Origin of the sequence: Pseudomonas sp. BIGb0558 (genome assembly GCF_024807515.1) — a bacterium.
In the GTDB taxonomy this organism is placed as follows: Bacteria; Pseudomonadota; Gammaproteobacteria; order Pseudomonadales; family Pseudomonadaceae; genus Aquipseudomonas; species Aquipseudomonas yamanorum_A.
The window spans coordinates 56,268-77,983 of sequence record NZ_JANUEW010000012.1; the positions used below are offsets into that span (position 1 = coordinate 56,268).

Below are 21,716 nucleotides of genomic sequence, written 5' to 3' on the forward strand. Positions count from 1 at the left end.
TATTTGTGACCGGTACAACCGTATTTTTCCGGTGGCTGGCAGCGGATTTTCAACTCAGGTAGGATCGGCGCACTCGTAAAAAATATAAAACAGAGGTTCCAGGATGGCGAACACCCCCTACCCCCAGTCGTATTACGCCGCGTCTGCGAATGCGGTACCTCCTCGCCCGGAGCTGCAAGGCGAAGTCGAAACCGATGTGTGCGTGATCGGTGCCGGCTATACCGGGCTTTCCAGCGCGCTGTTTCTGCTGGAGAACGGTTTTCGCGTGACGGTACTGGAAGCCGCCAAGGTGGGTTTTGGCGCGTCGGGCCGCAACGGCGGGCAGATCGTCAACAGCTATAGCCGTGACATCGATGTGATCGAGCGCAGTGTCGGCCCCAGGCAGGCGCAGTTGTTGGGGGATATGGCGTTTGAGGGCGGCAGGATCATTCGCGAGCGGGTGGCCAAGTATCAGATCCAGTGCGACCTGAAGGACGGCGGTGTGTTCGCCGCGCTGAACAGCAAGCACATGGGCCACCTGGAGTCGCAGAAGCGCCTGTGGGAGCGCTACGGCCACACCCAGCTGGAGCTGCTGGACGAACGCCGGATTCGCGAAGTGGTCGCCTGTGACAACTATGTGGGCGGCCTGCTGGACATGAGCGGCGGGCATATTCACCCGCTGAACCTGGCACTGGGCGAAGCGGCGGCGGTGGAGTCCCTCGGCGGCACGATTTACGAGCAGTCGGCGGCGACTCGCATTGAGCGCGGTGCCAATCCCGTGGTGCATACGGCACATGGCAAGGTCAGGGCCAAGTTCATTATTGTCGCAGGCAATGCCTACCTGGGGAACCTGGTGCCGGAACTGGCAGCCAAGTCGATGCCGTGCGGCACACAAGTGATCACCACCGCGCCGTTGGGCGACGAGTTGGCGAAGACGCTGTTGCCGCAGGATTACTGCGTAGAAGACTGCAACTACTTGCTGGACTACTACCGCCTGACCAGCGACAAGCGCCTGATCTTCGGTGGGGGCGTGGTGTATGGCGCGCGGGACCCGGCGAATATCGAAGCGATCATCCGGCCGAAGATGCTCAAGGCGTTCCCGCAACTCAAGGACGTGAAGATTGATTACGCCTGGACCGGCAATTTCCTGTTGACCCTGTCGCGTCTGCCGCAGGTTGGTCGCCTGGGCGACAACATCTACTACTCCCAGGGCTGCAGCGGCCATGGCGTGACGTACACCCACCTGGCGGGCAAGGTGCTGGCGGAGGCCCTGAGAGGCCAGGCTGAACGTTTTGATGCGTTTGCCGGCCTGCCGCACTACCCGTTCCCGGGCGGGCAACTGTTGCGCACGCCGTTCGCGGCATTGGGGGCCTGGTATTACGGGCTGCGAGACAAACTGGGGTTCTGATCCCGAGTCGCGGGGCTGGCTTGCCGGCCCCTGCGCATCAAGCACTTAGCCAAATCGCAGACACAAAAAACCCCGGTCTTTCGACCAGGGTCTTTGCTATCGATCCAACCAAGCCAGCGGCTTGTTTTGGCGTCTCAGGGCGTTCAGTGGGCCCTGGAACAGATATGGCGCAGCGGACGGGACTCGAACCCGCGACCCCCGGCGTGACAGGCCGGTATTCTAACCGACTGAACTACCGCTGCGTATCGCTCAGACTGCTGAAGTGTCACCTTCAACCGCCTTCAAACATCTGACTGATCAGCCTTGGCTGTTCAATCTCAAATCTGAAACATCAGACCTGGAAAATATGGCGCAGCGGACGGGACTCGAACCCGCGACCCCCGGCGTGACAGGCCGGTATTCTAACCGACTGAACTACCGCTGCGCGTCGGTGCAACCTTTAACGTTGCGTCTTGCCCGAAGGCAAAACTCTCAAGAAGTGGTGGGTGATGACGGGATCGAACCGCCGACCCTCTGCTTGTAAGGCAGATGCTCTCCCAGCTGAGCTAATCACCCTTTGCTTCGTTGAGGCCGCGAAATTTACGCAGGTAGCGGACCTAAGTCAATAGCCCGCTTGAAGTTTTTCTGAAAAAGACAAAATTGCTTCAGGACCGTCACGCGCCCTACTCGCTGTAAATCATCTTCTTGCTCATGCCACCGTCAACGACGAACTCCTGCCCGGTCACAAACCCCGCATTGCGCGACAGCAACCACGCCACCATCGCCGCCACATCTTCCACAGTGCCTACCCTGCCCGCCGGGTGCTGGGCGTGATCGGCATCCGTCAGCGGCTCCGCACGGCGCGCAGCCGGGTCGCGGGCATCGATCCAGCCCGGGCTGACGGCATTGACCCGCACTTCCGGCCCAAGGCTGATGGCCAGCGCATGGGTCAGGGCCAGCAAACCACCCTTGCTCGCCGCGTAGGCCTCGGTGTCCGGTTCCGACTGACGAGCCCGGGTCGAGGCCAGGTTAACAATCGCACCACCGTGAGCCCGCAGATACGGCGCACAGTGCTTGGCCAGCAACATCGGCCCACTGAGGTTCACCGCCAGCACCCGGTTCCAGTAAGCCAGGTCGAGGCTTTCCAGGGTGATATTGCGCGGGTCGGCCACCGCGGCGTTGCACACCAACGCATCCAGGCGCCCGAACTGGCCAAGCACCTCGGCCACGCCCTGGGCAACCTGCCGCTCATCGGCCACGTCCATGGTGATAAACCAGGCGTTGTCGCCCAGCACCTTGGACACCTTGGAACCGCGCTCACGGTCGAGGTCGGTGAGCACCACCTGCCAGCCTTCGCTGATCAACCAGGCAGCAATCCCCAGGCCGATGCCCCGCGCCGCGCCGGTCACCAGCGCGACCCGCCCGTTACTGGCGCTTGCCGCCTCCATGGACCACTCGATCACAGGGCAGCCAACCCACGGGCCAGATCGGCCTGCAAGTCAGCAACGTCTTCCAGGCCCACGGCAATGCGGATCAGGCTGTCGCGAATACCGGCCGCTTCACGCTCCTGCGGCGCCAGGCGGCCGTGGGAGGTGGTGCTTGGGTGAGTGATAGTGGTCTTGCTGTCACCCAGGTTGGCGGTGATGGAGATCAGGCGGGTTGCATCGATAAAGCGCCAGGCGCCCTCTTTGCCGCCCTTGACCTCGAAACTCACCACGGCGCCGAAACCACGTTGCTGGCGCTGGGCCAACTCGTGTTGCGGGTGGCTCTTGAGCCCGGCGTAGTGGACTTTCTCGATGCCGTCCTGCTGCTCCAGCCACTCGGCCAAGGCTTGGGCGTTGGCACAATGGGCCTTCATCCGCAGGCTCAGGGTTTCCAGGCCTTTAAGGAAGATCCAGGCGTTGAACGGGCTCAGGGTCGGGCCGGCGGTGCGCAAGAAGCCCACCACTTCCTTCATCTGTTCGCTGCGACCGGCAACCACACCGCCCATGCAACGGCCCTGGCCGTCGATGAACTTGGTGGCCGAATGCACGACGATATCCGCGCCCAGCTTCAGCGGCTGCTGCAATGCCGGGGTGCAGAAGCAGTTGTCGACGATCAGCATCGCGCCCTTGGCGTGAGCCACCTCGGACAATGCGGCGATGTCTACCAGCTCGGCCAACGGATTGGACGGCGACTCGACGAACAGCAATTTGGTGTTGGCCTTGATGGCCGCGTCCCAGCCGGACAGGTCCGCCAGCGGCACGTAGTCGACTTCGATGCCAAAGCGCTTGAAGTACTTTTCGAACAGGCTGATGGTCGAGCCAAACACGCTACGCGACACCAGCACGTGGTCGCCGGCGCTGCACAGGCTCATCACCACCGCAAGAATCGCGGCCATGCCCGTGGCGGTGGCAACGGCTTGCTCGGCGCCTTCCAGCGCGGCGATACGCTCTTCGAACGCACGCACGGTCGGGTTGGTGTAGCGCGAATAAACGTTGCCCGGCACTTCACCGGCAAAGCGCGCAGCGGCGTCGGCCGCGGTGCGGAACACGTAGCTGGAGGTAAAGAACATCGGGTCACCGTGCTCACCTTCCGGGGTGCGGTGCTGGCCGGCGCGCACAGCCAGGGTATCGAAAGCTACGCCATCGAGGTCGCTGTCCAAGCGACCGGCATCCCATTCCTGACTCATGCTCTACTCCTCAACTCAATGCTTTAAAAATCCAAACGCCCCCAGGCATAACCTGTAGGAGCGAGCTTGCTCGCGAAAGACTCAAGAACAGCGCGCTAATTCAGAATGCCCGCGTCATCGTTGACGACCTTCGCGAGCAAGCTCGCTCCTACATTGTCAGCCACCGATACCAGGGCCGGTGTCAACTCAGTTGTTGTACAGGTCGATGATCGCGCTGACCGCCTGGGTCTTGATCTTCGAGGAATCGTTACGGGCCTGCTCGATCTTGTTCAGGTAGGCCTCGTCGACATCGCCGGTGACGTACTTGCCGTCGAACACCGCGCAGTCGAACTCCTCGATCTTGATCTTGCCACCGCCGACGGCTTCGATCAGGTCCGGCAGGTCCTGGTAGATCAGCCAGTCGGCGCCGATCAGGTCCGCAACGTCCTGGGTCGAACGGTTGTGGGCGATCAGTTCGTGGGCGCTCGGCATGTCGATGCCGTACACGTTCGGGTAACGCACGGCAGGCGCGGCGGAACAGAAGTAAACGTTCTTCGCCCCGGCTTCGCGGGCCATCTGGATGATCTGCTTGCAGGTGGTGCCACGTACGATGGAGTCATCCACCAGCATCACGTTCTTGCCGCGGAATTCCAGCTCGATGGCGTTGAGCTTCTGACGTACCGACTTCTTGCGCGCCGCCTGGCCGGGCATGATGAAGGTCCGGCCGATGTAGCGGTTCTTGACGAAGCCTTCGCGGAACTTCACGCCCAGGTGGTTCGCCAGCTCCAGCGCTGCGGTGCGGCTGGTGTCCGGGATCGGGATAACTACGTCGATGTCGTGATCCGGGCGCTCGCGCAGGATCTTGTCGGCCAGCTTCTCACCCATGCGCAGACGCGCCTTGTACACCGAAACACCGTCGATGATCGAATCCGGGCGCGCCAGGTAGACGTGTTCGAAGATGCACGGGGTGAGTTTCGGGTTCAGTGCGCACTGGCGGGTGTGCAGCTTGCCGTCTTCAGTGATGTAGACCGCTTCGCCCGGCGCCAGGTCGCGGATCAGGGTGAAGCCCAGCACGTCCAGGGACACGCTTTCGGAGGCGATCATGTACTCGACGCCTTCGTCGGTGTGACGCTGGCCGAACACGATCGGGCGGATACCGTGGGGGTCGCGGAAACCGACGATACCGTAGCCGGTCACCATCGCTACAACGGCGTAACCACCGACGCAACGGTTATGCACGTCAGTCACGGCGGCGAACACGTCTTCTTCGGTCGGCTGCAGCTTGCCACGCTGGGCCAGCTCGTGGGCGAACACGTTCAGCAGTACTTCGGAGTCCGAATTGGTGTTGACGTGGCGCAGGTCAGATTCGTAAATCTCCTTGGCCAGTTGTTCAACATTGGTCAGGTTGCCGTTGTGCGCCAGGGTGATGCCATACGGCGAGTTGACGTAAAACGGCTGGGCTTCAGCCGACGTCGAACTGCCCGCGGTCGGGTAGCGCACGTGGCCAATGCCCATGTGCCCGACCAGGCGCTGCATGTGGCGCTGATGGAACACGTCACGCACCAGACCATTGTCCTTGCGCAGGAATAACCGGCCGTCGTGGCTGGTCACAATACCGGCAGCATCCTGGCCGCGGTGCTGGAGGACGGTTAGCGCGTCATACAGCGCCTGATTCACGTTCGACTTACCGACGATACCGACGATGCCACACATGCGACGCAACCCCTACTTAATGAATCTTGACTGAACACAACTTACTGAGGCGTTTTGGCCGGCAAGAGGTGTTCCTTGAACGGAAGATCAGCGGGTACGCTGATCCCGCTGGCCAGCCACTGACTGCTCCACCCCAAAATGAGGTTTTTGGACCAATCTGCAACCAATAGAAATTTTGGCACGAGTACCGACTCCTGCCACCACGAATCCTGCTGTACCGGCCCCAGGCTCAACAGCCCGACCGCCACGACCACCAGCAGCCCGCCACGGGCGGCGCCGAAGGCCATGCCGAGAAATCGATCGGTCCCGGAGAGGCCGGTGACACGTATCAATTCGCCGATAAGATAATTGACCATTGCCCCCACCAACAACGTGGCGATGAACATGATGGCGCAGCCCGCGATGACGCGAGCCGAAGGTGTCTCGATGTATCCGGCCAGGTAGACCGACAATGAACCGCCGAACATCCAGGCTACTACCCCTGCGATGATCCATGTCAGCAACGACAGTGCTTCTTTAACGAAGCCGCGGCTTAGACTGATCAAAGCGGAGATGGCGACGATTGCAACGATCGCCCAGTCAACCCAGGTAAATGGCACAGTTCAGCCTACAGACGGATAAGGCGGCGCATTTTAGCAGAGCGCCGGGCTATCGGTAAGCTGTGATTGGCAGTGCATTTGAAATCAATGAGTTGCGCCAGATAAATGCAGGAGCCGGCTTGCCGGCGATAGCGTCCTCGAGGCCGCCATCGCCGGCAAGCCGGCTCCTACAGTTTTAACCGCGCTCAGGCTGGAAGCGAACCACAAAACCTTTCAGGTTCTGCTGGCGGTCCAGCAAGTCCCGCAGGCGATCGGCTTCGGCACGCTCGATCAACGGTCCGATAAAGACCCGGTTCTTGCCATCGGCACTGCGGATATAGGCGTTGTAACCCTGAGTACGCAGCTTTTTCTGCAACGCATCAGCACTTTCGCGGTTTGCCAGGCTGGCCAGCTGGATCGACCAAGTGATCGGCAAGCCGTTCGGATCGATGCGGCTCTGGCCCACGTCCGGCTTACCCGGTGCAGCCGGTTGTGGCGCTACCGGTTTTGGCGCAGGCGCAGGCGTTGCAGGCTTGGCCGCGACGGCCGGAACAGCAGGCGCAGGCTTCACCACCGGCACGCTCGGCTGAATCGGCATCGACGGCGCTTGCTGTGCAGCCACTTCGTCATCGGTCGGCACCGGCTCTTCTTCAGGCAACGCCTGCGGCTCGGGCACCACCACCGGCTCAACCTGAACCTGGGGCACCGCTGGCGCCTGTGGCGCAGCCGGAGCTTCTACAACCACCTGGCGCTGCTCGTCCTGGCGGGAAAACAGCATCGGCAGAAAAATCACCGCCAACGCCACCAGAACCAGGGCTCCGACCATTCGCTGCTTGTATGCGCTATCCAGTAATGCCATGTGCAGCTTCCTCCGTGGAGCGCCGGGACAACCATTCGAGCGCCTCGGCAACACAATAAAATGATCCGAACAACAGAATCTCATCCTCAGGCGTCGCAATCGCGCACTGGGCTTCCAGGGCGGCTGTCACGCTTGCATGGGACGTCACCGACGCACCAAGGTTCTGCAACGCTACCTGCAACTCGGCAGCAGGACGACTGCGCGATGTATCCAGCGGCGCAACTGCCCAGGCTTGAACGTTGCCCAGCAAGGGCGCAACCACGCCATCCAGGTCTTTATCGGACAACAACCCGAACACCGCCAGGCGGCGACCGACAGGCGGCGTGCGCGCCAGGCGCTTGGCCAGGTATTCGGCGGCGTGAGGGTTATGCCCCACGTCCAGCAACAGGTTCAGGCGCTTGCCATTCCAGTCGAAGGCACGTCGATCAAGACGCCCCACCACGCGAGTAGCCTGCAACGTAGCGGCAATCTGCTCGGCATGCCAGGGCAAATCCAGCAACAGATAGGCTTGCAGGGCAAGGGCCGCGTTTTCCATCGGCAGGTTCAGCAGCGGCAGGTCGCGCAACTCGACAGCCTGGCCGCGCGCATCAAGCCCGCGCCATTGCCAATGCTGCTCGCCAATCTCGAGATTGAAATCACGCCCACGCAGGAAGAACGGGCAATCCAGCTCACGCACCTTGTCCAGCAAGGTATGCGGTGGATCCAGGTCGCCGCACAGTGCCGGCTTGCCCTGGCGGAAGATCCCGGCCTTTTCATAGGCCACGGATTCACGGGTGTTACCCAGGTAGTCGGCATGGTCGACGCCGATGCTGGTGACCAGCGCCAGGTCGGCATCCACCACGTTGACCGTGTCCAGTCGCCCGCCCAGGCCAACTTCCAGCACCACCACATCGAGTTGTGCACGCTCGAACAGCCAGAACGCCGCCAGGGTGCCCATCTCGAAATAGGTCAGGGAAATTTCGCCACGCCCGGCATCGAGTGCGGCGAAGGCTTCGCAGAGCTGCTCGTCAGTGGCTTCGACGCCATTGAGTTGCACCCGCTCGTTGTAGCGCAGCAGGTGCGGCGAGTTGTACACGCCGACCTTCAGGCCCTGGGCTTGCAGCAAGGCTGCGACAAAGGCGCAGGTAGAGCCCTTGCCGTTGGTGCCGGTGACCGTGATCACGCGCGGCGCCGGCCTGCCCAACCCGAGGCGGGCCGCTACCTGTTGCGAGCGCTCCAGGCCCATGTCGATGGCTGACGGATGCAACTGCTCAAGGTAGGCGAGCCATTCGCCCAGGGTACGTTGGGTCATATGTTTGCAGGCACCGGCGGCACGACGATCGGCTCTACTTTAGGTGCAACGTACACAGGTGTCGGCAGGCCCATCATTTGTGCCAGCAGGTTACCCAGGCGTGGACGCAGTTCGCCACGCGCAATGATCAGGTCGATCGCGCCGTGCTCCAGCAGGAATTCGCTGCGCTGGAAGCCTTCCGGCAGTTTTTCGCGCACGGTCTGCTCGATCACACGCGGGCCGGCGAAGCCGATCAGGGCTTTGGGCTCACCGACGATCACGTCACCCAGCATTGCCAGGCTGGCGGAAACGCCGCCGTAGACCGGATCGGTCAGCACGGAGATGAACGGAATACCTTCTTCACGCAGACGCGCCAGTACCGCGGAGGTCTTGGCCATTTGCATCAGGGAAATCAGTGCTTCCTGCATCCGCGCGCCGCCGGAGGCTGCGAAGCAGATCATCGGGCAACGGTTTTCCAGGGCGTAGTTGGCGGCACGTACGAAACGCTCACCGACGATGGCGCCCATGGAACCACCCATGAAGGAGAATTCGAAGGCGGAAACCACCACCGGCATGCCCAGCAGCTTGCCGCTGACGGAAATCAGCGCGTCCTTTTCACCGGTCTGCTTCTGGGCAGCGGTCAGGCGGTCCTTGTACTTCTTGCCGTCGCGGAATTTCAGACGGTCAACCGGCTCCAGGTCGGCGCCCAGCTCGGAGCGACCGTCGGCGTCGAGGAAGATATCAATGCGGGCGCGGGCGCCGATACGCATGTGGTGGTTGCACTTGGGGCAAACGTCCAGGGTCTTTTCCAGCTCCGGGCGGTACAGCACCGCGTCGCAGGATGGGCACTTGTGCCAAAGACCTTCAGGAACCGAGCTTTTCTTCACCTCGGAACGCATGATCGAGGGGATCAGTTTGTCTACTAACCAGTTGCTCATGCTTTCTTTCTCCAGTACCGGTGGCTTGAACACAGCCCCGCGTATGCCCTTGAGCTAAATTCATATGTGGCGATGACACAAGCTGGACGGGGTCAGACGTTCGACCTGCCATTTCCTGCCTGTGTCCTCAGCCTGCCAGACAACCTGCCATGCAGGGTTGCCACTTCATTTCCGGGCCTCCCACAGGCGGCGCCGGGCTGTTTTACACAGTGGTAGTTATGGACGGCGGCAGACTGCCAGCCGTCACATCGTCCCGCTGCTGTCGCGCACGGCTTGCATGAATGCGCGAATCTTTGCGTGATCCTTGATGCCCTTGCCCTGCTCCACCCCGCCGCTGACGTCCACGGCATACGGCCGAACCTGCTGGATGGCACTCGCCACGTTGCCTGGATTCAGACCGCCGGCGAGGATGATCGGCTTACTCAAGCCCTCGGGAATCAACGACCAGTCGAACGCTTCGCCAGTGCCACCGGGAACGCCTTCGACGTAGGTGTCGAGAAGAATCCCGCGAGCGCCAGTATAAGCAGCGCATGCCGCAGCGATATCGTCACCGGCCTTGACCCGCAGCGCCTTGATATACGGACGCTGATAGCTTTCGCACTCGTCAGGGCTTTCATCGCCATGGAACTGCAGCATGTCCAGTGGCACGGCATCGAGGGTTTCGTTGAGTTCGCAGCGGCTGGCGTTGACGAACAAGCCCACGGTGGTCACGAATGGCGGCAACGCGGCAATGATCGCCCGCGCCTGCACCACATTCACCGCCCGCGGGCTCTTGGCATAAAACACGAAACCGATGGCATCGGCCCCCGCCTCGACCGCCGCCAACGCGTCCTCTATGCGGGTAATCCCGCAAATCTTGCTGCGAACGGCAGACATGTCGATGAAACCTCAGGGCGTGTCCGGGAAAGTCCCGGATGGTAACAAATGCTTTTGAGGGCGTCAGCCGCCAAGTTCGCTGAAACCTGTGAGGAAGTGTGGCCCGATGAACCGCTGGGGCAGTTCGAACTCGTCGCGGTACTCCACATCCACCAGGTAAAGGCCGAACGGATGCGCCGTGACGCCGCCGGTGCGACGGATCCGGCTTTCCAGCACTTCCTTGGCCCACTCCACCGGGCGTTCGCCGGTACCGATAGTCATCAGCACCCCGGCGATATTGCGCACCATATGGTGCAGGAAGGCCCCGGCGCGGATATCCAGCACGATCATCTTGCCGTGGCGCGTCACCCGCAGGTGATGGACTTCCTTGATCGGCGACTTGGCCTGGCACTGGCCGGCACGAAACGCGCTGAAATCGTGGATGCCCACCAGATGCTGGGCCGCTTCAGCCATACGCTCGGCGTCCAGCGGGCGGTGGTTCCAGGTGATTTCTTCGTTGAGGTGCGCCGGACGAATCTGATCGTTGTAGATCACATAGCGATAACGCCGGGCAATGGCCTTGAAGCGCGCATGAAAGTGCGCGGGCATCACCTTGGCCCAACTGACGCTGACGTCGTGGGGCAAATTGATATTGGCGCCCATGACCCACGCCTTCATCGTGCGCTCGGCCTGGGTATCAAAGTGCACCACTTGCCCGCAGGCGTGCACACCGGCGTCGGTACGCCCGGCACACATCAGCGAGACCGGCGAGTCGGCGACTTTCGACAAGGCCTTCTCCAGGGTTTCCTGCACCGTCGGCACGCCGGAGGCCTGCCGTTGCCAGCCACGATAGCGCGAGCCTTTGTATTCCACGCCCAGGGCGATTCTGAAAAAGCCTGCGGCCGCCATTTCGGCGGCCGCGTTATCTATATTTGCCAAGAACTGAGAGCCTGATGAGTTGCGCAAAGGCGGCCATTATAAGGCCGCGCGCCGTGCGTGGGGCTTTTTGTAGGAGCGAGCTTGCTCGCGAAGGTCGTTAACGATAACGCGCCAGCCCAGGATAACCGCGGTGCCTGGACGGTCTTCGCGAGCAAGCTCGCTCCTACAGGGGAAGGTATCAAGCCAGCCGGCTGAGCATTTCCTTGGCTTCGCCTTTCTGGCCGTCATCGCCTTCGTTGAGCACTTCGGCGAGGATGTCCCGTGCGCCGTCGGCGTCGCCCATGTCGATGTAGGCCTGGGCCAGGTCGAGCTTGGTCGCCACTTCGTCGGTGCCGGAGAGGAAGTCAAATTCCGGTTCGTCGCCACCCAATGCCGCATCATCGGCAGTGAAGGACGGTTCGATCGACGGATGCTCCAGGCTTTGGGACAGGCGATCCAGCTCGGCGTTGACGTCGTCAAGCTCCGAGGCGAATGCGTCGGGCTTGGCCGCAGCAGGCGCCTCGGGCTCGTCGGCCAGGGACAGGTCGAAATCTTCCGGCAGGTCGAGGTCGTCCAGGTCAGCTGGCGTCAGGGTCGGCGGCTCTACCGGCGGCAGGTCCTTCATCTGGTCTTCAAGGCCGGAGAGGAAGTCGTCGTCGGACTGGGTCGACGATGGCGGATCAAGTTGCAGGTCCAGGTCGAAGTCCGAGAGGTCTTCCTCGCTGGCCTTGGCCTCGGTCTGCTGCTGCAGCACGGACTCGAAGCTCAGGTCGTCCGCTTCCGGGTTGACCACGGCCGGCGAAGCGGCTTCCAGGTCGTCCAGGCTTAGGTCGAAATCGGTGTCAAACGCGTCCAGCTCGGGCGCAGGTTCCGGCGCGGGTGCAGGCGACGCGGGTTCGTCCTTGAGCAGGTCCTTGACGTACTGGGCGTCGAGGGCCGCAGCGGCAACGGCAGCGCTGACGCCCGCCGCGAGCACAGCCATGGCCGGGAAACGGCTCTTCAGCTGTTCAACCTGGGCATGGTTGTCACCGTTGGCGACCAGTTGGCGCTCCTGGGTGACGAACCCGTCCTTGTTGCCCTGCAAACCGTGAACTTCCATCAGCTTGAGACGCAGGTCGCTGCGGGCAGGCTCTTGCTTGATCGCCTCTTCCAGCACTTCAGCGGCCTGGTTCAGATGACCACGGTCGATGTGCGACTGGGCTTGCGCCAGGGCGTCGGCTGGACGCTCGGCTGGACGCTCGGCAGCCACCGGGGCCACGACCGGTGCAATCACTGGAGCCACCACCGGAGCAACGACTGGCGCTGGAGCCGGGGCCAGCTTGACGTTCGGCGGCGGTACATCAAGGCCTTCGAAGCTGTCGGATGGCAGGTCGTGATCAATGTTCGGCGCAAACTCCGGCTCTTCAGCCAGGGCCCGCGCCATGCGCAGGTGCTTTTCTTCTTCAAGGCGCGCGTTGCGATGGCGGGCCCACAGCAGTAGCAGCAACAGCACCAGCAAACCCGCCGCGCCGCCGATCACGCCGAGCACGATCGGGTTGGTCAGCAGGTCGTTGAATTTGCCTTCGGTGGTGGCGGGCGCGGCGTCAGCCTTGACCGGCGTTTCGACCGGCGCAGCCGCCGGGGTTGCCGCCGGAGCGGTCGCTGCCGGTGTGGCCGGTCGTGCAGCCAGCTCGGCCGGCATCGTCGCGGTGGTTGCAGGCTGCGCTGCAGCGCCACCCGGGGTCTGCAACTTGGCCAGTTGATTGTTCTTGAGCTCGATCAGCCGCTGCAACTTGTCCAGCTGACTTTGCAGGTCAGCCATGCGGCTTTTCAGTTCTTCATTTTCGCGACGGGTCGAATCCAGGCTTTCCTGGGTCACCGCCAGCTTGTTGCTCAAGGCCCGGCTGTCGCCCGCCCCGCCCTTCACGCCTTTCTTCGCGGCTTCAGCCGAGACCAGGCTCAGGTTGTCCTTGGCATTGGTCTGCGACGGCGCATTACCCGCCTGGGTACGCTTGGTGGCATCCAGTTGCGCCTTGCCGGCGAGCTGATTGCCGCCGCGACGCCCCTCGCGCCACGCAGCATTTTGCGCAGTCACTTCAGCAATCGCCTCGGGCTGCGGCAGGCTGGTGCTCTGCCCCGAATCCGGCAGGCGCAGGACCTGGCCGGTTTTCATGCGGTTGATGTTGCCGTCGATAAAGGCGTCAGGGTTCAGCGCCTGGATGGCCAGCATGGTCTGCTGCACCGAGGCGCCATTGCGATTCTTCGCAGCGATTTCCCACAACGTGTCGCGGGAAGTCGTGGTGTGTTCCTTGGGCTTGCTGATGGCCGGAGCCGTCGCAGGCGCGTTCAGGCGTGGCGCCGATGCTGGTGCTGGCGCACCGGCTGCCGGGGTCGACTGATCGAACTTGGCCGGGTCGAGCAACACGCTGTAGTCGCGCATCAGGCGGCCGTTGGGCCATTGCACCTGCAGCAGGAAACGTACATAGGAATCAGGCAGCGGCTTGCTGGAGGTGACACGCACCACGCTGCGGCCGTTGGGATTGACCACCGGGGTAAAGGTCAGGTCGTTCAGGAACGCCTGGCGATCAACGCCCGCGTCCACAAAGGCTTGGGACGAAGCCAGGCTGGGGGTGATCTCGGAGGCGGTCAGGCCGCCGACGTCGAGCAACTCGATTTCCACCGACAGCGGCTGGTTCAGCTTCGACTTGAGGGTCATCTCCCCAAGTTGCAGTGCTTGCGCCATACCGGAGGACAGCGCCGAGGCGGCCGCTATTGCTAACACCAGTTTGCGAACTTGAACCATAGCCTCATCCTTTTTGAACACTCCTCGGCCCGCGAGAAGGTTGGTAACCGCTGCCATTAGGCATGGCGAGCCGATAGGTCACCGACGCGCAATTTTTCCAGCTTGGGGCCAAGCATAGCGCTTGGCTAGAATCAATCTACAAATTGCCGCCAAGTATCTTTTACACAAGGCCTTTTATCAACAACTGCGCCAGTTGCACGGCGTTCAGTGCGGCCCCTTTGCGTACGTTATCTGACGCCAGCCACATATTTAGTTCCGCCGGGTCATCGACTCCGGCGCGAACACGGCCGACATAAACCACGTCCTGACCCACCGCATCGCCAACAGCAGTAGGGTAATCACCCTCTTCCACCCGCTCGATACCCGGTGCTGCGTCCAGGGCGCGGTTGACGGCGGCGAGGTCGACCGCTGCGCCCAATTGCAGTGACACAGTCAGGCTATCGCCAAAAAACACCGGGGCTTGAACGCAAGTGACGGAAATCTTTAGTAAAGGCATTTCCAGCACGGCGCGCAATTCGTGCACCAGGCGCTTTTCCAGGGCAGTGTGACCCTGGGCGTCGGGCTTGCCGACCTGGGCCAGCAGGTTGAAAGCCATCTGCCGGTCGAAGAACTTCGGTTCCAGCGGGCGCACGTTCAACAGCTCGGCGGTCTGCCGGGCCAGTTCGCTGACGGCTTCGCGGCCCTGGGCGGACACGGCGAGGTTGGCGGTGACGTTGACGCGCTGGATATCCAGCAAACCGCGCAGTGGCGCGAGCACCACGGCCAGGGCGGTGGCCGATGGGCTTGGGCTGCTGACCTGATAAGGCTTTTTCAGGCCGTCCAGGACGTGGGCGTTGGCTTCCGGGACCACTTGCGGCGCCTGATCGGCGGGCAAGGCACCGGACAGGTCGATCAGGGTGCAGCCGGCGGCGGTGGCGCGCGGCGCAAAACTCAAGGTGACCGCCGGGCCGGCGGCGAAGAACACCAGCTGGACTTTGCTGAAATCAAATTCGTCGACTTCCCGCACCCGCACGTTCTTGCCACGAAACGGCACCGAATGCCCGGCCGACTCGCTGCTGGCCAGCAGGTGCAGGTTGCCCACCGGGAAGTCCTGTTCTTCGAGGATCTGCACCAGGGTTTCGCCAACGGTGCCGGTGGCGCCGATCACGGCAATATCAAAGGTCTGGGTCATGGGGGCTGCCTCGGGCATTGCGGGGGGAGCGGCACTTTACCGGGTGGCTGGGGGTGAGGCAATTCGCCTGGGGCTTGGGGTGAGGCTGATGGCCCCATCGCGGGCAAGCCCGGCTCCCACAGTTGACCGAGTAATTCAGGCAAACACCGTTCAATGTGGGAGCCGGGCTTGCCCGCGATGAGGCCCGAAAGCGCAATAAAAAACCCGCGCCTGTCACCAGAGCGCGGGTTTTCTCATAACAAGCAGCGATTACCGCTCCAGCAGAATCCGCAGCATACGACGCAACGGCTCAGCCGCGCCCCACAGCAGTTGGTCGCCCACGGTGAACGCGCCCAGGTACTGAGTGCCCATGTTCAGCTTGCGCAGACGGCCAACCGGTACATTCAGGGTACCGGTCACCTTGTTCGGGCTCAGTTCCTGGATGCTGATATCGCGGCTGTTCGGCACCAGCTTGACCCAAGGGTTGTGCTGGCTGATCAGCCCTTCGATGTCGGCGATCGGCACGTCTTTGTTCAGCTTGATGGTCAGCGCCTGGCTGTGGCAGCGCATGGCGCCGATGCGCACGCAGATGCCGTCCACCGGGATCGGGCTCTTGAAGCGACCGAGGATCTTGTTGGTCTCGGCCTGGGCCTTCCACTCTTCACGGCTCTGGCCGTTAGGCAGTTCCTTGTCGATCCAAGGGATCAGGCTACCGGCCAATGGCACACCGAAGTTCTCGGTCGGGTAGGCGTCACTGCGCATGGCTTCGGCCACACGGCGGTCGATGTCGAGGATCGCGCTGGCCGGGTCGGCCAGTTGATCGGCAACAGCGGCGTGGGTCGCGCCCATTTGCTTGATCAGCTCACGCATGTTCTGCGCGCCGGCACCGGAGGCCGCCTGATAGGTCATGGCGCTCATCCACTCCACCAGGCCGGCTTCGAACAAGCCACCCAGGCCCATCAGCATCAGGCTGACGGTGCAGTTGCCGCCGATGTAGTTCTTGGTGCCCGCGTCCAGCTGCTGGTCGATCACCTTGCGGTTCACCGGGTCCAGCACGATAACGGCGTCATCCTGCATGCGCAGGCTGGAAGCGGCGTCGATCCAGTAGCCCTGCCAGCCGGCTTCGCGCAGCTTGGGGAAGACTTCGCTGGTGTAGTCGCCGCCCTGGCAGGTCAGAATGACGTCGAGGGTCTTCAGTTCTTCAATGTTGTAGGCGTCCTTGAGCGGAGCAATGTCCTTGCCCACAGACGGCCCTTGACCACCCACATTGGAGGTGGTGAAAAACACCGGCTCAATAAGATCGAAATCCTGCTCTTCCAGCATCCGCTGCATGAGCACGGAACCGACCATACCGCGCCAACCGATCAGACCTACACGTTTCATCGCAACTACACCTTGTTCAAAAGTGGGCCGCCTTGCAGCAACATCTGCAAGCGGGCCCGAGAGATTACAGATTCCGCAGCGCGGCGACTACTGCGTCGCCCATTTCTTGCGTACCGACCCTGGTGCAACCCTGGGACCAGATGTCGCCGGTGCGCAGGCCCTGGTCGAGCACCAGGCTCACCGCTTTCTCGATGGCATCCGCCGCGTCGGTCAGGTTGAAGCTGTAACGCAGCATCATCGACACCGACAAAATGGTCGCCAGCGGGTTGGCAATGCCCTGGCCTGCGATGTCCGGCGCCGAACCGTGGCACGGCTCGTACATGCCCTTGTTGTTGGCATCCAGGGACGCCGACGGCAGCATGCCGATGGAGCCGGTGAGCATCGACGCCTGGTCGGACAGGATGTCGCCGAACAGGTTGTCGGTGACGATCACGTCGAACTGCTTCGGTGCACGCACCAGCTGCATGGCGGCGTTATCGACGTACATGTGGCTCAGTTCAACGTCCGGGTAGTCCTTGGCGACTTCCTCGACAATTTCGCGCCACAGCTGGCTAGACGCCAATACGTTGGCCTTGTCCACCGAGCAGACCTTCTTGCCACGCACGCGGGCCATGTCGAAACCGACACGGGCGATACGGCGGATTTCGCTTTCGCTGTACGGCAGGGTGTCGTAGGCCTGGCGCTCACCATTCTCCAACTCGCGCACGCCCCGTGGCGAGCCGAAGTAGATACCGCCGGTCAGTTCGCGGACGATCAGGATGTCCAGGCCAGCGACGATTTCCGGCTTCAGGCTGGAAGCGTCGGCCAGTTGCGGGTAAAGGATCGCCGGGCGCAGGTTGCCGAACAGACCCAGTTGCGCGCGGATCTTCAGCAGGCCGCGCTCAGGGCGAATGTCACGTTCGATCTTGTCCCATTTCGGGCCACCCACGGCGCCCAGCAGCACGGCATCGGCTGCACGGGCACGGTCCAGGGTTTCGTCGGCCAGGGGCACGCCGTGCTTGTCGATGGCCGCGCCGCCGATCACGTCGTGGCTCAGTTCGAAGCCCAGGCTGTACTTGGCGTTCGCCACTTCCAGCACCTTGACCGCTTCGGCCATGATTTCCGGACCAATACCGTCGCCAGGGAGAATCAGAATCTGCTTGCTCATGCGTTCCTCATTTCATCAAGCGACCCGCCCGCAGGCAGGTCGGGAAAAATTAATCAGCGTTCGGCCCACACCACCAGCACGTCGGTGCTGAAGGTGCCGTCGGCTTGAATCTCGAAATAATCACGCACTTCCTGGCCCATCGCCTTTTGCAGCTCAAGAATCGCCGCACGCAAGACCTCGGGCGTGCGCATGCGCTCAACCCACGAGGTGTATTCCAGGCGCAGGCGCTGGCGGCTGCTGTTGCGTACATGCAAACCGGCTTCGCTGAGCTGGCGCATCCACTCGCCGGTGGAATAATCGCGCACATGGCTGGTGTCGCGCAGCACTTCGACGGTTTGCAGGTAAGTGTCCAACAGCGGGCTGCCCGGTGACAAGACGTCAACAAACGCCGCCACGCCACCCGGCTTGAGCACCCGGCGCACTTCACGCAGGGCCAGGCCAAGGTCGCTCCAGTGGTGGGCCGAGTAACGGCTGAACACGAAGTCGAACTCACTGTCGGCAAACGGCAGGCGCTCCGCGGCGCCGTGCACCGTGCGGATATTGTCCAGGCCACGGTCCACGGCAGCGGCGGCGACCACATCGAGCATTTGCTGGGACAGGTCGTAGGCCACCACTTCCTTGACCAGCGGGGCAACGTTGAAACTCACGTGCCCGGCGCCGCAACCCAGGTCCAGCAGGCGTGCAGCGCCCTGCCCGGCCAGCTCGGCCTGGAGCAGCGCGAACTCGGTGCCTTGAGCGTGCACGGCACTGCTCAGGTAGGCCGAGGCCTGTTCGCCGAATTGTTTTTGCACGACTTGGGTGTGGGCGGTGCTGGTCATGGTGATTTTCCTTGGGTTTCGGGGTGTTTGTACGGGCGCTATCGCAGGCAAGCCAGCTCCTACAGTTGACCGGGTTCACAGGTCAAAAAGTGGGAGTGGGCTTGCCCGCGATGGGGCCCGCACGGCCTACCTCAAATCAAGCGTCGCGAAACAACCACGGCTGGCTGGCCCGATGTTTGGTTTCAAACGCGGCAATCGCATCGCCGTCCTGCAAGGTCAGGCCGATGTCGTCCAGCCCATTGATCAGGCAGTGCTTGCGGAAGGCGTCCACTTCAAAGTGATACACCTTGCCGTCCGGACGGGTCACGGTCTGTGCCGCCAGGTCCACGGTCAACTGGTAGCCCACATCGGCTTCCACTTGCTTGAACAACTCATCCACTTCGGCATCGCTCAAGATGATCGGCAGCAGGCCGTTCTTGAAGCTGTTGTTGAAGAAGATGTCGGCGTAGCTCGGCGCGATGATGCTGCGAAAGCCATATTCTTCCAGGGCCCACGGCGCGTGCTCACGGCTGGAGCCGCAACCGAAGTTTTCCCGGGCCAGCAGCACGCTGGCACCCTGGTAACGCTCGGCGTTGAGTACAAAGTCTTTGTTCAGCGGGCGTTTGGAGTTGTCCTGGTAGGCATAGCCCACGTCCAGGTAGCGCCACTCGTCGAACAGGTTCGGGCCAAAGCCGGTGCGCTTGATCGACTTCAAGAACTGCTTCGGAATGATCTGGTCGGTGTCCACGTTGGCACGGTCCAACGGCGCGACTAAACCGGTGTGTTGGGTAAAAGCTCTCATCGGGTATTCCTCAGATCAATTCGCGAACGTCGATGAAACGACCGTTGACGGCAGCCGCAGCAGCCATGGCCGGGCTAACGAGGTGGGTACGCCCACCGGCGCCCTGACGCCCTTCGAAGTTACGGTTGGAGGTGGACGCGCAATGCTCGCCCGACTCCAAACGGTCCGGGTTCATCGCCAGGCACATCGAGCAGCCCGGCTCACGCCATTCAAAACCGGCTTCGAGGAAGATCTTGTCGAGGCCTTCGGCTTCGGCCTGGGCTTTAACCAGACCCGAACCTGGCACCACGATCGCCTGCTTGATGGTCGAGGCAACCTTGCGGCCCTTGGCGATCACCGCCGCAGCGCGCAAATCTTCGATCCGCGAGTTGGTGCAGGAGCCGATGAATACGCGGTCCAACTGGATGTCGGTGATCGCCTGGTTGGCTTTCAAGCCCATGTATTTCAAGGCGCGCTCGATGGAGCCACGCTTGACCAGGTCGGTTTCCTTGGCCGGGTCCGGCACGTTCTGATCAACAGCCAACACCATTTCCGGCGAGGTGCCCCAGCTGACTTGCGGCTTGATCTGGGCGGCGTCCAGGGTGACCACGGTGTCGAACACCGCATCGGCGTCGGAAACCAGGTCTTTCCAGGCTTCTACTGCAGCGTCCCAATCGGCACCGCTCGGCGCGAATGGGCGACCCTTGACGTAGGCAATGGTCTTTTCGTCTGCTGCCACCATGCCTACACGGGCACCGGCTTCGATGGACATGTTGCAGATGGTCATGCGGCCTTCGATGGACAGGTCGCGAATCGCGCTGCCGGCGAATTCGATGGCATGGCCGTTACCGCCGGCGGTGCCGATCTTGCCGATCACGGCGAGCACGATGTCTTTGGCGGTAACGCCGAACGGCAATTCGCCCTCGACCTCTACCCGCATGTTCTTCATTTTCTTGGCGACGAGGCATTGGGTGGCGAATACGTGCTCCACCTCGGACGTACCGATACCGTGAGCCAGGGCACCAAACGCGCCGTGGGTGGAGGTGTGGGAGTCGCCGCAGACCACGGTCATGCCCGGCAACGTGGCACCCTGCTCCGGGCCGATCACGTGGACGATCCCTTGACGCACGTCATTCATCTTGAATTCGGTGATGCCATATTCGTCGCAGTAATCATCGAGGGTCTGCACCTGAAGGCGCGACACGGTGTCGACGATGGCGTCGATCCCGCCTTTACGCTCCGGGGTAGTCGGCACGTTGTGGTCCGGGGTGGCGATGATCGAGTCGACACGCCAAGGCTTGCGCCCGGCCAGTCGCAGGCCTTCGAACGCTTGAGGCGAGGTCACTTCATGGATGATGTGACGGTCGATGTAGATCAGCGACGACCCATCATCGCGCCGTTTCACTTCATGGGAATCCCAAAGCTTGTCGTAAAGCGTTTTGCCGGCCATCACGCGGTCCTCATCAGGTGTTTCTATGCCCCGGGCCTTGAACGATTCAATAACCCTTTGGCTTGTGAGGCTGATGGTATGGCGCTACATTAAATAACTCAAATTCATATTTTTTATGCTTTGGATTACCAACTGGAATACGACAATGGACCTGGCCAACCTCAATGCCTTTATCGCCATCGCCGAGACCGGCAGCTTCTCCGGCGCCGGTGAACGCCTGCACCTGACCCAACCGGCCATCAGCAAGCGCATTGCCGGTTTAGAGCAGCAATTAAAGGTGCGACTGTTCGACCGACTGGGGCGCGAAGTCGGCCTCACCGAAGCCGGCCGTGCGTTATTGCCCCGGGCTTATCAGATTCTCAACGTGCTGGACGACACCCGGCGCGCCCTGACCAACCTCACCGGCGAGGTCAGCGGGCGCCTCACCCTGGCCACCAGCCATCACATCGGCCTGCACCGCCTGCCGCCGGTGCTGCGTACGTTTACCCGGGAATACCCGAACGTCGCCCTCGACATTCAGTTTCTAGATTCGGAAGTTGCCTACGAAGAAATCCTCCATGGGCGGGCCGAAGTGGCGGTGATTACCCTGGCCCCGGAGCCGCATACTCTGGTGCGTGCGACGCCGGTGTGGGACGACCCGCTGGACTTCGTGGTGGCGCCGGAACACAGCCTGATCAGCAACGGCAGCGTCAGCCTGGCGGACATCGCCCGGCACCCGGCAGTGTTTCCCGGTGGCAACACCTTTACCCACCACATCGTGCAGCGGCTGTTCGAGGCCCAGGGCCTGACGCCGAATATCGCCATGAGTACCAACTACCTGGAAACCATCAAGATGATGGTCTCCATCGGCCTGGCCTGGAGCGTGTTGCCGCGCACCATGCTGGACGATCAGGTGGCACGCATCGCTTTGCCGGGCATACAGCTCAGTCGCCAGCTAGGCTATATCGTGCACACCGAAAGGACGCTGTCGAACGCTGCGCGGGCTTTCATGAGCCTATTGGATGCACAGGTCGATCTGCCAGGGAATCAGGCTTGAATCGCCGTGGCCCCTAGACCGTGAACCCGCGCCGAACGCCCAT

The 21,716-nt window shown here is 62.1% G+C and carries 18 protein-coding genes and 3 tRNA genes; 2 read left to right on the plus strand and 19 right to left on the minus strand.

Features of this window, described 5'->3' with window-relative positions:
* The first annotated feature begins 103 nt into the window (after positions 1-103).
* Positions 104-1,387, plus strand: coding sequence for an FAD-binding oxidoreductase (locus tag M2400_RS16400; protein WP_177043943.1), 1,284 nt, complete (start codon positions 104-106; stop codon positions 1,385-1,387).
* 165 nt (positions 1,388-1,552) lie between these two features.
* Here M2400_RS16400 and M2400_RS16405 read toward each other — a convergent pair.
* The 19 genes from M2400_RS16405 to leuC all read right to left on the minus strand — a co-directional run bounded on the left by M2400_RS16405 (position 1,553) and on the right by leuC (position 20,637).
* Positions 1,553-1,629: transfer RNA gene (locus tag M2400_RS16405), tRNA-Asp, on the minus strand.
* 105 nt (positions 1,630-1,734) lie between these two features.
* A tRNA-Asp gene (locus M2400_RS16410) sits at positions 1,735-1,811 on the minus strand.
* 55 nt (positions 1,812-1,866) lie between these two features.
* Positions 1,867-1,942, minus strand: a tRNA-Val gene (locus M2400_RS16415).
* A 107-nt stretch (positions 1,943-2,049) separates the two neighbouring features.
* Positions 2,050-2,814 (minus strand): SDR family oxidoreductase, encoded by a 765-nt coding sequence (locus M2400_RS16420; protein WP_177043944.1) that lies wholly within the window; start codon positions 2,812-2,814, stop codon positions 2,050-2,052.
* 11 nt (positions 2,815-2,825) lie between these two features.
* Positions 2,826-4,037 carry an O-succinylhomoserine sulfhydrylase gene (locus M2400_RS16425; protein WP_008438742.1) on the minus strand — a complete coding sequence of 404 codons (1,212 nt, stop codon included), beginning with the start codon at positions 4,035-4,037 and terminating at the stop codon, positions 2,826-2,828.
* 186 nt (positions 4,038-4,223) lie between these two features.
* Positions 4,224-5,729: an amidophosphoribosyltransferase gene (gene purF / locus M2400_RS16430; RefSeq protein ID WP_003212683.1), complete on the minus strand. Its 1,506-nt coding sequence runs from the start codon at positions 5,727-5,729 to the stop codon at positions 4,224-4,226.
* Positions 5,730-5,770: 41 nt separating this feature from the next.
* A complete protein-coding gene (locus tag M2400_RS16435) occupies positions 5,771-6,328 on the minus strand; it encodes a CvpA family protein (protein WP_003212681.1) in 558 nt (185 codons plus the stop codon).
* Positions 6,329-6,503: 175 nt separating this feature from the next.
* Positions 6,504-7,166 carry an SPOR domain-containing protein gene (locus M2400_RS16440; protein ID WP_259197320.1) on the minus strand — a complete coding sequence of 221 codons (663 nt, stop codon included), beginning with the start codon at positions 7,164-7,166 and terminating at the stop codon, positions 6,504-6,506.
* Positions 7,150-8,457, minus strand: a complete 1,308-nt coding sequence (folC, locus tag M2400_RS16445; protein ID WP_259197319.1) for a bifunctional tetrahydrofolate synthase/dihydrofolate synthase — start codon at positions 8,455-8,457, stop codon at positions 7,150-7,152. The genes M2400_RS16440 and folC overlap by 17 nt, the downstream gene beginning before the upstream one ends.
* Positions 8,454-9,374 carry an acetyl-CoA carboxylase, carboxyltransferase subunit beta gene (gene accD, locus M2400_RS16450; protein WP_177043947.1) on the minus strand — a complete coding sequence of 307 codons (921 nt, stop codon included), beginning with the start codon at positions 9,372-9,374 and terminating at the stop codon, positions 8,454-8,456. The genes folC and accD overlap by 4 nt, the downstream gene beginning before the upstream one ends.
* A gap of 243 nt (positions 9,375-9,617) precedes the next feature.
* A complete protein-coding gene (locus M2400_RS16455) occupies positions 9,618-10,250 on the minus strand; it encodes a phosphoribosylanthranilate isomerase (RefSeq protein WP_177043948.1) in 633 nt (210 codons plus the stop codon).
* Positions 10,251-10,313: 63 nt separating this feature from the next.
* A complete protein-coding gene (gene truA, locus M2400_RS16460) occupies positions 10,314-11,138 on the minus strand; it encodes a tRNA pseudouridine(38-40) synthase TruA (protein ID WP_177044041.1) in 825 nt (274 codons plus the stop codon).
* A 208-nt stretch (positions 11,139-11,346) separates the two neighbouring features.
* Entirely contained in the window at positions 11,347-13,929 is a 2,583-nt protein-coding gene (locus M2400_RS16465; RefSeq protein ID WP_259197318.1) for a FimV/HubP family polar landmark protein, read from the minus strand.
* A gap of 160 nt (positions 13,930-14,089) precedes the next feature.
* Positions 14,090-15,100, minus strand: coding sequence for an aspartate-semialdehyde dehydrogenase (locus M2400_RS16470; RefSeq protein ID WP_177043950.1), 1,011 nt, complete (start codon positions 15,098-15,100; stop codon positions 14,090-14,092).
* Between the two features lie 249 nt (positions 15,101-15,349).
* Positions 15,350-16,462: an aspartate-semialdehyde dehydrogenase gene (asd, locus tag M2400_RS16475; protein WP_177043951.1), complete on the minus strand. Its 1,113-nt coding sequence runs from the start codon at positions 16,460-16,462 to the stop codon at positions 15,350-15,352.
* A 64-nt stretch (positions 16,463-16,526) separates the two neighbouring features.
* Positions 16,527-17,609, minus strand: coding sequence for a 3-isopropylmalate dehydrogenase (leuB, locus tag M2400_RS16480; protein ID WP_177043952.1), 1,083 nt, complete (start codon positions 17,607-17,609; stop codon positions 16,527-16,529).
* A gap of 53 nt (positions 17,610-17,662) precedes the next feature.
* On the minus strand, positions 17,663-18,427 hold the full coding sequence (locus M2400_RS16485) for a class I SAM-dependent methyltransferase (protein ID WP_259197317.1): 765 nt from the start codon (positions 18,425-18,427) through the stop codon (positions 17,663-17,665).
* A gap of 136 nt (positions 18,428-18,563) precedes the next feature.
* Positions 18,564-19,208 (minus strand): 3-isopropylmalate dehydratase small subunit, encoded by a 645-nt coding sequence (gene leuD, locus M2400_RS16490; RefSeq protein WP_094953214.1) that lies wholly within the window; start codon positions 19,206-19,208, stop codon positions 18,564-18,566.
* 10 nt (positions 19,209-19,218) lie between these two features.
* Positions 19,219-20,637: a 3-isopropylmalate dehydratase large subunit gene (gene leuC, locus M2400_RS16495; RefSeq protein ID WP_177043953.1), complete on the minus strand. Its 1,419-nt coding sequence runs from the start codon at positions 20,635-20,637 to the stop codon at positions 19,219-19,221.
* A 145-nt stretch (positions 20,638-20,782) separates the two neighbouring features.
* On the opposite strand from leuC, the gene M2400_RS16500 reads away from it, so the two are divergent.
* Positions 20,783-21,673, plus strand: coding sequence for a LysR family transcriptional regulator (locus M2400_RS16500; protein ID WP_003212656.1), 891 nt, complete (start codon positions 20,783-20,785; stop codon positions 21,671-21,673).
* The last annotated feature ends 43 nt before the right edge of the window (positions 21,674-21,716 follow it).